Annotated in this window: 15 protein-coding genes and 1 tRNA gene; 7 read left to right on the plus strand and 9 right to left on the minus strand. The window is 68.9% G+C overall.

Annotated features, from left to right (window positions below; all coding sequences use genetic code 11):
- Positions 1-230: 230 nt before the first annotated feature.
- Both ilvD and QTN24_RS16635 read right to left on the minus strand, forming a co-directional pair.
- On the minus strand, positions 231-2,090 hold the full coding sequence (gene ilvD, locus QTN24_RS16630) for a dihydroxy-acid dehydratase (protein WP_313838365.1): 1,860 nt from the start codon (positions 2,088-2,090) through the stop codon (positions 231-233).
- Between the two features lie 148 nt (positions 2,091-2,238).
- The gene (locus QTN24_RS16635) at positions 2,239-2,676 is read right to left on the minus strand and encodes an Lrp/AsnC family transcriptional regulator (RefSeq protein ID WP_313838367.1); all 438 of its coding nucleotides are present in this window, start codon (positions 2,674-2,676) and stop codon (positions 2,239-2,241) included.
- Between the two features lie 121 nt (positions 2,677-2,797).
- Here QTN24_RS16635 and QTN24_RS16640 point away from each other — a divergent pair, with 121 nt between their 5' ends.
- The 6 genes from QTN24_RS16640 to QTN24_RS16665 all read left to right on the plus strand — a co-directional run bounded on the left by QTN24_RS16640 (position 2,798) and on the right by QTN24_RS16665 (position 6,163).
- On the plus strand, positions 2,798-3,703 hold the full coding sequence (locus QTN24_RS16640) for a DMT family transporter (protein ID WP_216643996.1): 906 nt from the start codon (positions 2,798-2,800) through the stop codon (positions 3,701-3,703).
- A 53-nt stretch (positions 3,704-3,756) separates the two neighbouring features.
- On the plus strand, positions 3,757-5,004 hold the full coding sequence (locus QTN24_RS16645; RefSeq protein WP_313838370.1) for a serine hydrolase domain-containing protein: 1,248 nt from the start codon (positions 3,757-3,759) through the stop codon (positions 5,002-5,004).
- 91 nt (positions 5,005-5,095) lie between these two features.
- Entirely contained in the window at positions 5,096-5,377 is a 282-nt protein-coding gene (locus QTN24_RS16650) for a hypothetical protein (RefSeq protein ID WP_313838372.1), read from the plus strand.
- 67 nt (positions 5,378-5,444) lie between these two features.
- A complete protein-coding gene (locus QTN24_RS16655; protein WP_313838374.1) occupies positions 5,445-5,624 on the plus strand; it encodes a hypothetical protein in 180 nt (59 codons plus the stop codon).
- A 54-nt stretch (positions 5,625-5,678) separates the two neighbouring features.
- Positions 5,679-5,755 (plus strand) — tRNA-Val (locus tag QTN24_RS16660).
- Between the two features lie 78 nt (positions 5,756-5,833).
- Complete coding sequence (locus QTN24_RS16665) at positions 5,834-6,163, plus strand: DUF2322 family protein (protein ID WP_313838376.1); 330 nt, start codon at positions 5,834-5,836, stop codon at positions 6,161-6,163.
- 99 nt (positions 6,164-6,262) lie between these two features.
- Here the strand turns inward: QTN24_RS16665 and QTN24_RS16670 are convergent, their stop codons facing one another.
- From QTN24_RS16670 to QTN24_RS16695, 6 genes are all read right to left on the minus strand, one after another.
- Entirely contained in the window at positions 6,263-7,930 is a 1,668-nt protein-coding gene (locus QTN24_RS16670; protein WP_124686198.1) for a cation acetate symporter, read from the minus strand.
- A complete protein-coding gene (locus QTN24_RS16675) occupies positions 7,927-8,232 on the minus strand; it encodes a DUF485 domain-containing protein (protein ID WP_124686197.1) in 306 nt (101 codons plus the stop codon). Before QTN24_RS16675 ends, QTN24_RS16670 begins: the two co-directional genes overlap by 4 nt.
- Before the next feature lie 172 nt (positions 8,233-8,404).
- Positions 8,405-8,698: a GYD domain-containing protein gene (locus QTN24_RS16680; protein ID WP_124686196.1), complete on the minus strand. Its 294-nt coding sequence runs from the start codon at positions 8,696-8,698 to the stop codon at positions 8,405-8,407.
- 273 nt (positions 8,699-8,971) lie between these two features.
- Positions 8,972-9,301 carry a hypothetical protein gene (locus QTN24_RS16685; RefSeq protein WP_313838380.1) on the minus strand — a complete coding sequence of 110 codons (330 nt, stop codon included), beginning with the start codon at positions 9,299-9,301 and terminating at the stop codon, positions 8,972-8,974.
- A gap of 255 nt (positions 9,302-9,556) precedes the next feature.
- Positions 9,557-9,940 (minus strand): hypothetical protein, encoded by a 384-nt coding sequence (locus QTN24_RS16690; RefSeq protein WP_313838382.1) that lies wholly within the window; start codon positions 9,938-9,940, stop codon positions 9,557-9,559.
- A gap of 220 nt (positions 9,941-10,160) precedes the next feature.
- Positions 10,161-10,988, minus strand: coding sequence for a methyltransferase domain-containing protein (locus QTN24_RS16695; protein WP_313838384.1), 828 nt, complete (start codon positions 10,986-10,988; stop codon positions 10,161-10,163).
- Positions 10,989-11,318: 330 nt separating this feature from the next.
- Between QTN24_RS16695 and QTN24_RS16700 the strand changes: the two genes are divergently transcribed.
- Positions 11,319-11,669 (plus strand): hypothetical protein, encoded by a 351-nt coding sequence (locus tag QTN24_RS16700; protein WP_313838386.1) that lies wholly within the window; start codon positions 11,319-11,321, stop codon positions 11,667-11,669.
- Between the two features lie 36 nt (positions 11,670-11,705).
- Here QTN24_RS16700 and QTN24_RS16705 read toward each other — a convergent pair whose 3' ends face one another.
- Complete coding sequence (locus QTN24_RS16705; protein WP_313838388.1) at positions 11,706-13,484, minus strand: ABC transporter ATP-binding protein; 1,779 nt, start codon at positions 13,482-13,484, stop codon at positions 11,706-11,708.
- Between the last annotated feature and the right edge of the window lies 1 nt (position 13,485).

Raw genomic sequence — 13,485 nt, forward strand, 5'->3', positions numbered from 1 at the left:
TTTGTCTCCGCCTCTGTTCCTCTGTTCTCTTGCTTTCGGGGTTCAGGCGGACTCTATGCCCCACGGCCGGGTCACTCAATGGAACCAGCTGGTCCTATCGACCGGACCACGGCGGGCATGTGCGGGCATGTGCGGATATATGAAGAGATGCGCGGGCGGCGGGGGCGCCGCCCGGCTTCCGGCGCGGGGAGCGCCGGACGATGCGGCCGGGCGCGAGACCCGGCCGTCGGTCAGTCGTCCAGCAGCGACAGGTCGCGCACGGCGCCCTTGTCGGCCGACATGACCAGCTTGGCGTATGCCTTCAGCGCGGCGGACACCTTGCGCGGGCGCGGCCGGGCCGGCTTCCAGCCGCGGGCGTCCTGCTCGGCGCGGCGCGCCGCCAGTTCCTCGTCGGACACCAGCACGTCGATGGTCCGGTTCGGAATGTCGATGCGGATGCGGTCGCCGTCACGGACCAGGCCGATGGCGCCACCGGCCGCCGCCTCGGGCGAGCAGTGCCCGATCGACAGGCCCGAGGTGCCGCCCGAGAAGCGGCCGTCGGTCAGCAGCGCGCACGCCTTGCCCAGGCCCTTGGACTTGATGTAGCTGGTCGGGTAGAGCATTTCCTGCATGCCGGGGCCGCCCTTGGGGCCTTCGTAGCGCACGATCACCACGTCGCCCGCCTTGACCTTGTCGTTCAGGATGTTCTCGACCGCCTCGTCCTGCGACTCGGTCACGTGCGCCGAGCCCTCGAACACCAGGATGCTCTCGTCCACGCCGGCCGTCTTGACCACGCAGCCGTCCAGCGCGATGTTGCCGGTCAGCACGGCCAGGCCGCCTTCCTTCGAGAACGCATGGTCGTACGAGCGGATGCAGCCCTCGGCGCGGTCCAGGTCCAGGCTGGGCCAGCGCGTGTTCTGGCTGAACGCCACCTGCGTGGGCACGCCGGCCGGGCCGGCCATGTAGAACGTGCGCACGGCCTCGTCCTGCGTGCGGACGATGTCCCACTGGTCCAGCGCGTCCTTGAGCGTCGGCGTGTGCACGGTGGGCACGTCGGTGTGCAGCTTGCCCGCGCGGTCCAGCTCGCCCAGGATGGCCATGATGCCGCCGGCGCGGTGCACGTCCTCGATGTGGTACTTGTTCGTGTTCGGCGCCACCTTGCAGAGCTGCGGCACCGAGCGCGACATGCGGTCGATGTCGGCCATCGTGAAGTCGATCTCGGCCTCGCGCGCAATGGCCAGCAGGTGCAGGATCGTGTTGGTGGACCCGCCCATGGCGATGTCCAGCGTCATGGCGTTCTCGAACGCCTTGAACCCCACCGACCTCGGCAGCACGCGTTCGTCGTTCTGCTCGTAGTACATGCGGGCCAGGTCGACGATGCGGCGGCCGGCGCGGCGGAACAGTTGCTCGCGGTCCGCGTGCGTGGCCACCACGGTGCCGTTGCCGGGCAGCGACAGGCCCAGCGCCTCGGTCAGGCAGTTCATCGAGTTGGCCGTGAACATGCCCGAGCACGAGCCGCACGTCGGGCAGGCCGAGCGTTCCACCTGCTCCACCTCTTCGTCGGTGTACGACGCATCGGCGGCCATGACCATCGCGTCCACGAGGTCCAGCTTCTTCAGTTCGATGGTCTTGGTCACCGGGTTGGCCAGGCGCGTCTTGCCGGCTTCCATCGGGCCGCCCGAGACGAAGATCACGGGGATGTTCAGCCGCATGGCGGCCATCAGCATGCCCGGGGTGATCTTGTCGCAGTTCGAGATGCAGACCATGGCGTCGGCGCAGTGCGCGTTGACCATGTATTCCACCGAGTCGGCGATGATGTCGCGGCTGGGCAGCGAGTACAGCATGCCGTCGTGGCCCATGGCGATGCCATCGTCCACGGCGATCGTGTTGAATTCCTTGGCCACGCCGCCGGCGGCCTCGATCTCGCGCGCCACGAGCTGGCCCAGGTCCTTCAGGTGGACGTGGCCGGGCACGAACTGGGTGAACGAATTGACCACCGCGATGATGGGTTTCTGGAAATCCTCGTCTTTCATGCCGGTGGCGCGCCACAGCGAGCGCGCGCCCGCCATGTTGCGGCCGGCGGTGGAGGTCTTGGAACGGTATGTGGGCATTGTGGGTGCTTGGAAAATACGCAAACGCAGCGGCCCACGGGGGATCGGTCAGGGCCAGGACACACCCGTGCGGGCGGCCTTGTGAGCCGGGCGCCGGGCAAAACGCGGCATTATCCCACAGCGCCGCCGGCCCGGCCGCCCTGCCGGGCTACAGCGGCGGCAGGCGCCGCCGCACCGGCTGGGACTTGACGATGGCCGAACTGGTTTCCGCCATCTCGGTGATCTGCTCCAGGATGTGGTCCAGGTGCTCGATGGACCGCAGGTAGAGCCGGCCGATGAAGCAGTCGTCGCCGGTCACCTTGTCGCACTCGGCGAATTCGGGAATGCCTTCGATCAGCTTCTGCACCGCGTGCAGCCGGCCCGGCAGCGGCCGGATGCGGACGATGGCCTGCATCGCAAAGCCCAGCGTGCGCGGCTCCACATCGACCGTGAAGCCGCGGATCACGCCGCGGTCCTCCAGCCGGCGCAGCCGCTCCGAGGTTCCCGGGGACGACAGCCCCACCTGTTCGGCCAGCGCCTTGACCGGCATGCGGCCGTCCTGCTGCAGCAGCGCGAGCAGCCGGCGGTCGATATCGTCGAGCGACATAAGGTTTTTCCTCGCCTTGACCTTACGGAATACGGAAAGAATGGCGGTTTGCCTGCCATTTCGCCTGTGGATTGTAGGCCACACCCGATAGACTGCAACCCTCGAACTTGGGGAGACAGTCGTGCAGGAGCGAACGCGGGGGATGCTGGAAATGGTGGCGGCGATGGTGATCTCGGGCACCATCGGCTGGCTGGTGGTGGTGTCGGGGCGGCCCGTCACGCAGGTGGTGTTCTGGCGCTGCGCGTTCGGCGCGCTGGTGCTGATCCCGGTGTGCCTGGCGCGGGGCTACCTGCGGCCGGGCCAGATCACGGGGCGGCAGGCGCTGCTGGCCGTGGCGGGCGGGGTGGCCATCGTCGCCAACTGGCTGCTGCTGTTCTCTGCCTACGCGGGCGCGTCGATCTCGATCGCCACGGCCGTCTACAACACCCAGCCGTTCATGCTGGTGGCGCTCGGGGCGCTGTGCCTGGGCGAGCGCATCACCGGCGCCAAGGTGGCGTGGCTGGTGCTGGCTTTCGGCGGCATGCTGCTGATCGTGCAGGCCCGGCCCGGTGGCGGCGCGGCGCACGGCAGCTACCTGGGCGGCATCGCGCTGGCGCTGGGCGCGGCGTTCTGCTACGCGCTGGCCGCGCTGATCGCCAAGCAGCTACGCGGCGTGCCGCCGCACCTGATCGCACTGATCCACGTGCTGGTGGGCAGCGTCCTGCTGCTGCCGCTGGCGCTGCGCGCGGACCTGCCGGCCGGCGCGCTGCCGTGGGCCACGCTGGCCACCATGGGCGTAGTGCATACGGGGCTGATGTACATCCTGCTGTATGGCGCCATCCAGAAACTGCCCACCCACCTGACAGGGGCGTTGTCGTTCATTTATCCTATCGTGGCCATTCTGGTGGACCGGCTCGCATTCGGGCATCAGCTACACCTGTCGCAAGTGGGCGGTGCCGCGCTGATCCTGCTGGCCGCCGCCGGCATGACGCTGGGATGGCCGTGGCGCGGCCTGCTGCCGTGGGGGGCGCGCAAACCCTCCGCCTGAACGCGCGCCGGGGCCTTCCCCAACATCAATCCCATCGCAAGGAGGCACCGGATATGCAGGACACGCAGGGGATGTCCCGGGACCGGCTGGACCGGATCGGACGCTTCATCGACGAGACCTACGTCGCGCCGGGCAAGCTGCCGGGCGCGCTGGTGCAGGTGTGGCGGCGCGGCGGGCTGGCGCTCAACGCGGTGCTGGGCCAGGCGGACCGCGAACGGCAGGTGCCGCTGGCCGACGATGCGATCTTCCGCATCTATTCGATGACCAAGCCGATCACGTCGGTGGCCATCATGATGCTGGTGGAGGAGTGCCGGATCGCGCTGGACGATCCGGTCAGCAAGTACATTCCCGCCTGGGAAAACCTGGGCGTGTTCGCCGGCGGCTTCATGGAGGGCTTTCAGACCCGCCCGCCGGCCCGGCCCATGCTGGTGGTGGACCTGCTGCGCCATACCTCGGGCCTGACCTACGGCTTCCAGCAGAACAGCAACGTCGACGCGGCCTACCGCAAGCTCAAGATCGGCGAACTGGCCACCGAAGGCACGCTGGACGACATGATCGCCAAGCTGGCCACGCTGCCGCTGGAATTCTCGCCGGGCGAGGCGTGGAACTACTCGGTGTCCACCGACGTGCTGGGCTACCTGGTCGGCAAGATCAGCGGCATGCCGTTCGACGCGTTCCTGCGCCAGCGCATCCTGGACCCGCTCGGCATGGTCGATACCGGCTTTCACGTGCCGGCGCACAAAGCCAGCCGCTTCTGCGCCTGCTACGCCGTGGGCACGCTGGGCTCCAAGGTCATCACGCCGCGCGGGCCGATGCTGCAGGACGATCCGCAGACCAGCCCGTACCTGAAGCCGCCCGCGTTCCTGTCCGGCGGCGGCGGGCTGGTGTCGACGGCGGCCGACTACATGCGCTTTGCGCGGATGCTGCTGAACGGCGGCGAACTGGACGGCGTGCGGCTGCTGTCGCCCAAGACGCTGGCGCTGATGACCGCCAACCACCTGCCCGGCGGCGCGGACATCCCGCGGCTGTCCCGCTCGATGTTCAGCGAGGCCACGTATGACGGCGTGGGCTTCGGGCTGGGCTTCGCGACCACCATCGCGCCGGCCAGCACGCTGATCCCGGGCAGCGCGGGCGACATGTTCTGGGGCGGCGCGGCCAGTACGTTCTTCTGGGTCGATCCGCAGGAAGACCTGATCGGGCTGTTCCTGACGCAGTTGCTGCCGTCGTCGGCCTATCCGGTGCGGCGCCAGTTGCGCACGCTGGTCTACAGCGCGATCACCGACGCCGGCCCGGCCCGCTGATGGCCCACACCCGCCGGCCGGACGGCTGGCGGGAATCCTCGCCCCAACGCGGGTAGAATCCGCCCAACTGCCACACCGATACGTATCCACCATGCGCCTGAAGACCCTGCTCCCCGTGCTTGTGATCGCCATCGCGAGTCCGATGGCGCATGCCAGCGTGGCGTCCGATGCACACGCGTTCAAGGAAGGCGTCAAGGAGGCCGGCAAGAAGACCGGCCACGCGGTGGCCGACGTGGCGCGCACGATCGGCCATGGCGCCAAGGAAGCCGGCCGCACCATCGGCCACGGCGCGCGCGACGCGGGCCATGCGGTGGCCGATACCACCAAGCGTGGCTATCAGGCGACCAAGCAGGCCATCAAGGGCGACGACTGACCGCCGGGTCGCGCGCCATGGCCGCACCTGCGTACAATGCCCGGCTCAACCAATTGGGAAGCTGTCCGTGAAGAAAACCGACCTGGAAAAGAACAAGGGCCTGAAGATCAATAACCATCTCAAGCAGGCCGGCGCCAACCGGGCAGGCTCGCTGCCGAAATCGCCGCGCCAGCAGGGCGCCGGCAAGAACGGCCTGCTTGGCAAGCTGCTGGGCAAGACCGTGCCGCCCGCCAAGACCGACGAATGATGCAGCAGGGGCTTGCGCTTTGCGAAAGCTCTCTATAGAATTCGCGCCTTCGCTAGGCTCGTAGCTCAGCTGGTTAGAGCACCACCTTGACATGGTGGGGGTCGTTGGTTCGAGTCCAATCGAGCCTACCAACGCACAATGCAGAACGGACGGTCGCCCTTGCGGGCGCCGTCCGTTTTTGCTTTTCCGACCGCAAGGAACGCTTCTCCATGATCCAGCCGCAACCGGTCTTCAAGGACAACCTCGCCCAACTGCCGGCCATCGACGGCATCACCCGCATCGAACTGGCCGACGCCAGCGGCGCCGTGGTGGCCAGCATCGACAACGTGCCGGGCAAGCAGGGTTCGGTGGCCGTGTACCACTACCTGCAGCAGGCATTCGGCACGCTAGACGCCCGCGCGGCCGAACATGGCCTGGCAGTCTTTGCCGAGCATACGGCCGACGCCCGCAACCGCCCCGGCGCGCATCCGAACGTCGACCGCCTGCTGGCCATCGTGGCCGGCGGCCCCGCGCTGCAGTTACGCATCGTCCGCGTCTGACGCCAGCCCACTCCGATAAAGCAAGACGGCCACGCCGGGTCATCCCGCCGTGGCCGTCTTGCCTTCTGCCGTTGTGCCTCTGCGCCCTGGGGCGCCGGATCAGTGCGCGGCGGCTTCGCCCGCGCCGATGCCGGTTTCCGAACGCAGTTCCTGTGCCTCGAAGCCGGCCTTGTCGATCAGCGCGCGGCGCGACCGGTCGGTGACCGAGAACAGCCAGATGCCGACGAAGCCGATGGTCATCGAGAACAGCGCCGGCGACGTGTACGGGAACGGCGCGCTCTTGAAGTGGAACACGTCCACCCAGACCGCCTGCGACAGCACGGTCAGCACCACGGCAGACAGCAGGCCCAGGAAGCCGCCGATCATCGCGCCGCGCGTGGTGCAGCCCTTCCACAGCACCGACAGGAACAGCACCGGGAAGTTGGCCGACGCCGCCACGGCGAACGCCAGCGACACCATGAACGCGATGTTCTGCTTCTCGAACACGATGCCCAGCACCACGGCAACCATGCCCAGCACGACGGTCGTGATCTTCGACACCCGCAGTTCCATCGCGCTCGACGCCTGGCCGTGCTTGAACACGGTCTGGTACAGGTCGTGCGACACCGCCGACGCACCCGCCAGCGTCAGCCCGGCCACCACGGCCAGGATGGTCGCGAACGCCACGGCCGAGATGAAGCCCAGGAACACATTGCCGCCCACGGCGCTGGCCAGGTGCACGGCCGCCATGTTCACGCCGCCCAGCAGCTTGCCGCTGCCGTCCTGGAAGCTGGCGTTGGTGCCGACCAGCACGATGGCGCCAAAGCCGATGATGAACGTGAGGATGTAGAAGTACCCGATCCACGTGGTGGCCCAGAACACCGACTTGCGCGCCTCCTTGGCGTTGGGCACCGTGAAGAAGCGCATCAGGATGTGCGGCAGGCCGGCCGTGCCGAACATCAGCGCGATGCCGAACGAGATGGCCGAGATCGGGTCCTTGATGAAGTTGCCCGGGCTCATGATCGAGTCCTTCTTGGCATGCACTTCCACGGCCTTGGCGAACAGCGCCTCGGGGCTGAAGTGGAACTGCGCCAGCACCATGAACGCCATGAACGACGCGCCGCCCAGCAGCAGGCACGCCTTGATGATCTGCACCCACGTGGTGGCCGTCATGCCGCCGAACAGCACGTAGATCATCATCAGCGCGCCGACGATGACCACGGCCACCCAGTATTCCAGCCCGAACAGCAGCTTGATCAACTGGCCCGCGCCCACCATCTGCGCAATCAGGTAGAACGCCACCACCACCAGCGTGCCCGACGCCGCGAACGCGCGGATCGGCGCCTGGCGGAAGCGGTACGCGGCCACGTCGGCAAACGTGAAGCGGCCCAGGTTGCGCAGGCGCTCGGCCATCAGGAACGTGATGATCGGCCAGCCCACCAGGAAGCCGATCGAATAGATCAGCCCGTCATAGCCGCTGGTGTAGACGGCCGCCGAGATGCCGAGGAACGACGCCGCCGACATGAAGTCGCCGGCAATGGCCAGCCCGTTCTGGAAGCCCGTGATGCCGCCGCCCGTGTAGAACGTGGCCGCCGAGCGCGTCTTCTTGGCCGCCCACTTGGTGATGAACAGCGTGCCGATCACGAACACCATGAACATGCCGATGGCCGTCCAGTTGGTGGCCTGCTTGACGGCCTGCCCCAGGTCGCCGCCGGCCGCGCAGGCGGCACCTGCCGACAGCAGCGCCGCGCCGGCCGCCGCGATGACGGATGCGTGCCGGGCGCTCATGCCACCTCCTGCTTGATGCGGTCGGTCAGGTCGTCGTAGACCCGGTTGGCGTGGCGCACGTAGAGGCCCGTGATGACGACCGTGAAGAGAATCACGAACAGCCCGATCGGCATGCCCCACGTCATCACGCCCTGCCCCACGCGCGTGGCCAGCAGTTCCTTGTCGAACGCAATCAGCAGCACGTAGCCGTAGTACACCACCAGCATCACCGCCGTCAGCAGCCAACCCAGCCGGCCGCGCCGGCGCACCAGCTCGCGATAGTGGCGGCTGGCCTTCAGTTTCTCGATCAAATCGTCTTGCATCCTGTCTCCTGCATTCCTTGTCGATGCGCCACGCGCGTGCCCGCGCCCGGCATGGCTACAAGGTAATGCGCGCCGCTTACCCGGTTCTTACACGGGCGCCGCGCGGGAGACGGGGTAAACCACAACCGGTGCCGGCAGCGGGGCCGGCACCGGCGGCACGACGTGCCTGTGCTCAACGCATCTTGCCGAGGATGCCCTTCATGTCATCCTCGGAGAACGCGCGCAGCGTTTGCGTGTGCACGTTGCCCTGGGCGGCGATGCTGAGCCCGAAGGCCGTGACCGCCGTGTCGTCCTGCGCCTCCAACGTCAGGACCACGTCGTATTTGCCGAGCGTCCAGAACACGTCGTTCACCTTCACGCCGAACTGCGGCGCCATTTCGCGCACGGCCGCCGCGCGTTTGGTGGTGTCCTTGACGCTGCGTATGCCCTGGTCTGTAAAGCTTGCGAGCACGATGTACCGGTTCATGGCGAACCTCCGACAGGTAGAAGATCGGCGCCGCCCCTGGGGAAGGGACGGTGGCTCATGGCTTCTGAGCGCGGCCGGAGGGCGCTGGCGCGCGCCGGACCTGGCATGCAAGAGCGATGGCGCGCACATGGCGTGGCGGCTCGCCCGGGAGCGTGGGCAAACCCCGCATCACGCAATATGCACGCCACGGGCGGCGGCAAGCCGTTTGCGGGCAGGCACCGGGCCGGGCCACGGGCAGGGTTGCCGTGAAGGTTGCAGCGGTGAAACGTGGGGCTAGTTGCGCGCCGGGCCGGGACACGCCTTGAGCCCGATCCAGACCACGCCGATCACGATGTTGACGGGCACGGCCAGCGCGCCCGGCACGTAGAAGAAGGCCGACAGCACCGGCGCGCGCATCAGCGTCTCCACGGCGCCGCCGATGCCGTACAGCAGCAGCCCACACCAGAGCCAGCGGCGCATATAGGTCAGCAGCCAGTGAGCGCGCGCCTGGTTGAAGCGCCACGCGGCGGCGCGCGCCACGATGTCGCCCCGGCTGACGTCCTTGAACAGCCAGTCGAAGAAGAAATAGCGGTACAGCAGCGTACGGAAGGCAAGTTCCTGCATGGCGGTTCCCAGTCGCGCACAGACCATGCCCGCGGCGCGGTGCACGCCGGGACTTCAATCACTGTAGGTGCTCGGCAAGCGGCACGGAACCCTTTCCCGCCGAAGGTGCCGCGCAAGCCGCTCCGGTCAGCGGGTGCCGCAGTGGCGGGCCATGAAGTCGAGCAAGGCGTCTGGGAACAAGCGCGTAGTAGCGGCTGACGCGCGGTGCAACGCCACGCGCCGCACAGCCTCTGTGCAGCGCGGGCGCAGGCGCGATCAGGCGCCGTCGAGGAAGCGGTTGCGCTGGCCCAGGCGCGTGCCGAGCGCATCGGGCGGCAGGCTCATCGCGGCGGGGTCCACCACGGCGGCCGGCGCGGGCGGCGGGGCCATCGACATGGCGCCCGGTGCGGGCGGTACGCCACGCTGCACGGATTCCATCGAGCCCTGCGCATAGGGGCTGGCGGCGGCGGGCGCGGCCGGGGCGGCATAGCCTGCGGCGGGCGCGGCCTGCACCGGCTGGGCGGTCACGGACGACGGGGCGGCTGACGGGGCGGGCATCGGCTGGGCCTGCTGGACGGGGGCCATCTGCTGGGCAAGCAGCGGGTACGACGCGACCAGCGCGCCGGCCATCAACAGGGATTTCGCCAGATGTTGCTTCATTCGATTACCTCCTGAAAAAGCCCGGAAAACTCGGGAACGGCCACTGTAGCGGCCTCGCGCCTGACAATCTGTTCCGTTTTGCAACTGTCATTTACCAGGCTTGCCGCCGACATGCATCCACGTTATTTACGCGCGCGGGCCCGCCCGGCCGCCGCTGCGCGGGCGTGTGGATGCCGGCACGGCGCGCGGGGCGCGTGCCGTGCCCAGGGCCGTCGCGGCGTCAGGGCCGCTTGACGGTCACGCGCAGGAACGTGGCCGGGATCGACGTGGCGTCGGCCTTGCCGCTCTGGTTCTGCGCCGCGAACAGCGTCTCCAGTTCGCGCTGCAGGTCGGCCCGCTTGCCGCCGGCCTCGGCCGCCGCAAAGGCGTTCATGGTGGGGCCGTAGTAGTCGCGGAAGATCGCCAGGAAGTCGGACGGCGCGCCGTCGTAGCGGAACACGTAGGTCTCGCGGGCGAACTCGATGTTCTCGGGCGGCACGCCGGCCGCGCCGAAGCGCTCGGTCACGGCGGCCTCGTTGCCCCAGAGCATCGGGCTCACGAAGCCTTCCGGCGGCGGTGGCGAATACGCCATGCTGGTCTTCAGCACCTGGGCCACGAGCGTGGGGTCGTTCGGGATCCAGTTGCCCATGACGATGCGCCCGCCGGGCCGCGTCACGCGCACCATCTCCCTGGCCACGTCGCCGGGCTTCGGGGCGAACATCGCGCCGAACATGCTGACCACCAGGTCGAACGACTGGTCCGGCAGGCCGGTCAGCGCGCAGGCGTCGCCCTCCTGAAAGCGCACGTTCGCCAGCCCCGCCTCCTGCGCGCGGCGGTTGCCGGCCGCTACGAGATTGCTGGCGATGTCGACACCCAGCACGTCGGCCCCGCGCCGGGCCTCGGGCAAGGCGGTGGTGCCGTCACCGCAGCCCAGGTCCAGCACCTTCATGCCCGGCGTGATGCCCAGGCTTTCCACGAACTGGTCGCCGCTTTCGCGCATGGTCGCCGCCAGCCGCGTGAAGTCGCCCTTCTCCCACAGCGCCTTGTTCGGATTCGGATTGGCATTCATCTGCTGCCCCCTTCGATCTTGTCGAGTCTTGTTGACTGGTCTTGCGCGCCAGCCGCGCGCGCCACGGCCCCCGGGTTCTCGTTTTGTAGATCATGGGCGGGTCAATGCAAAGGCGCCGATGACGGCGCGGGCATGGCGGAATCAGACGGACACCGACACGCGGGATAGAAGCGCGGCGCGTAGCCGGCAAGGCGCGGTGTTGCCTAGACTCGAATCTTGTACTGGCGAGGCCCCGGGCCACGTCCGGGTACACCTCGTCGCACCGCGTGGCGCTGCCCTCTCCGAGTGGCGCCTGCGATGCATTCCGCGATTCGATATGGAGCCAACAACATGAAATATCCGTTCATCGTCGCTCTCTGCGCGGCCACTCTGACTGGCTGCGCCATGTCCCCCTACACGCCTCCCCCGACGCAGGCGACGCGCCCCATCGGCGAGAGCAAGCTGGCCCCGAAGGCCGCCGCGCAGTGTATCGGCCAGAAGTGGGCCGATGCGACGCGCCAGCAGGTGTTCATGCAGTACATGCTGGCCAACGACCAGGCATTCGACGTGTACGTGCCGGGCCAGCAGCCGCCGAACGGTGCGGCGGCCGTGGTGCGCAAGTCGACCAGCGGCCCCGGCTCGTGGCTGGGCTACCGTGGCCAGGACAACGGCGAGGCTGCCGCCATCAGCCAGTGCCAGTAAGCCGCTAGCGGCATCCCGCGCAAGGCGGCTCCCCGCTCAGTGGGGACGCCTTGCGAGCACTTCTTCGCGCGGGCCGGCGTCGACGACCCGGCCGGCCTCCACCACGACGAGCGTATCGAAGCGCGCCAGCAGGCTCGGCCTGTGCACCGACGCGACGATGCAGGCCGTCGGAAACGCGGCGAACATGCGGTCGAAGACCCGGCCCTCGGCCTGCGGATCGAGCGCACTGGTGGGTTCGTCCAGCAACAGCAGCGAACTGCCGCGCGCCGCCAGCGCGCCGCGTGCCAGCGCCAGCCGCTGGCGCTGCCCGCCCGACAGGTTGGCGCCGCGCTCGCTAAGCGGGCTGTCGAGCCCGTCGGGCAGCCGTTGCAGCACCTCGTCGAACACTCCCGTATGCACCGCCGCTTCCAGCGCGGCCCGCTCGGCCGGCTCGCCGAACGTCAGGTTCTCGGCCACGCTGGCCTCGAAGACTTCCGCCTCCTGCGGGATCAGCGTCGCCAGCGTGCGCAGTTCGCTCCAGTCCACCAGATGGCCATCCCGCGCCAGCTCGCCGTGCTGCGGCCGATAGAGGCCGGCCAGCGCGCGCAGCAGCGTGCTCTTGCCGCCACCGCTGGGCCCCACCAGCGCAATGCGCGCGCCGCGCTGCAGCAGCAGGTCCACGCCGTGCAGGCCGCCGCGTGCGTCGTCGGCGTAGCGCCACGTGGCACCGCGCAGCGCCAGCGTCCGCCAAGGGGCGTCGGGCACCACGGCCGGCACCGGGGCGTCCGGATCGCCGGGTGCCGCCCAGATTGGCTCGGCGCTGCCGAAGTCGGTATGCATCCGCGCGAAGCTCTGGAAGTTCGACGCCATCGCGCCCACCACGGTGGCCGCCTGCTGCGCGTACTGGTAGATCATGAACACCGTGCCCAGCAGCACGGCCTGCCCCGGCTCGCGCGCCTGCAGCACGTACACCACCACCAGGATCCACGTCAGCCCCATGCCCAGCAGGTCCACGGTGAACCACTTGCCCTCGTTGACCATCACGGCCCGGCGCAGCGGCGCCATCACGGCCTGCATGCGGCGGTCCAGCAGCTTGCGCGACGCCGCCTGCAGCCGCAGGCCGATGACGGTGCCGGCGTTGCCGACGAAGTCCAGCAGCGCGGCCGCGTAGCGGCGTTCGGCGTCGTTCTCGGCGCGCGCGAGCTGCATCAGCGTGCGGTCGAACCGCAGGATGATCAGCGCGATCACCACGTAGCCGGTGACCGCGATCACGCCGCTGGTGCGAGACAGCAGCGCCAGCGCCACGATGGGCCCCACGAAGTTGAACGCGCTCTGAAGGTAGCCGAACTGGTTCTGGGCGAAGTCCGACAGCGCGCGGCTCGACTGCACCACGCGGTGCTGCAATTCGCCCGAGTGCCGCCCGTCGCGCCACGCCAGCGGCGACGCCGCGATGCGCGCGTAGAGCTGGTCCGCCAGCCGCTCGCGCACCTGCACGCCGACGTTGCGCTCCAGCACGCGGCCCGGGCCGTGCAGCAGCCACGACAGCAGGTAGATGCCGATCAGGTAGACGATCCAGCGGCCGGCCACGTCCATGTTGCCCTGCTGCAGCGCGTTGATGGCCTGCGCGGCCAGCCACGGCATGGTCAGCCGCAGCAACTGGGCGGCCGACAGCAGGCCCGCCGCGCCGAGCATGTGGCCACGCACCCCGGCGGCATGGCGCCAGAGCGCGCGGTACAGGTCGCGCGCGGCGCTGCCAAGGCCGATGGCGGGAGGACGTACGGGAGAAGCCTGGGAGCTGCGCGGGGGAGATTGCGGAAGGGATTCTGGCGCCGTCATG

Source organism: Cupriavidus sp. SZY C1, assembly GCF_032190535.1.
In the GTDB taxonomy this organism is placed as follows: domain Bacteria; phylum Pseudomonadota; class Gammaproteobacteria; order Burkholderiales; family Burkholderiaceae; genus Cupriavidus; species Cupriavidus pauculus_C.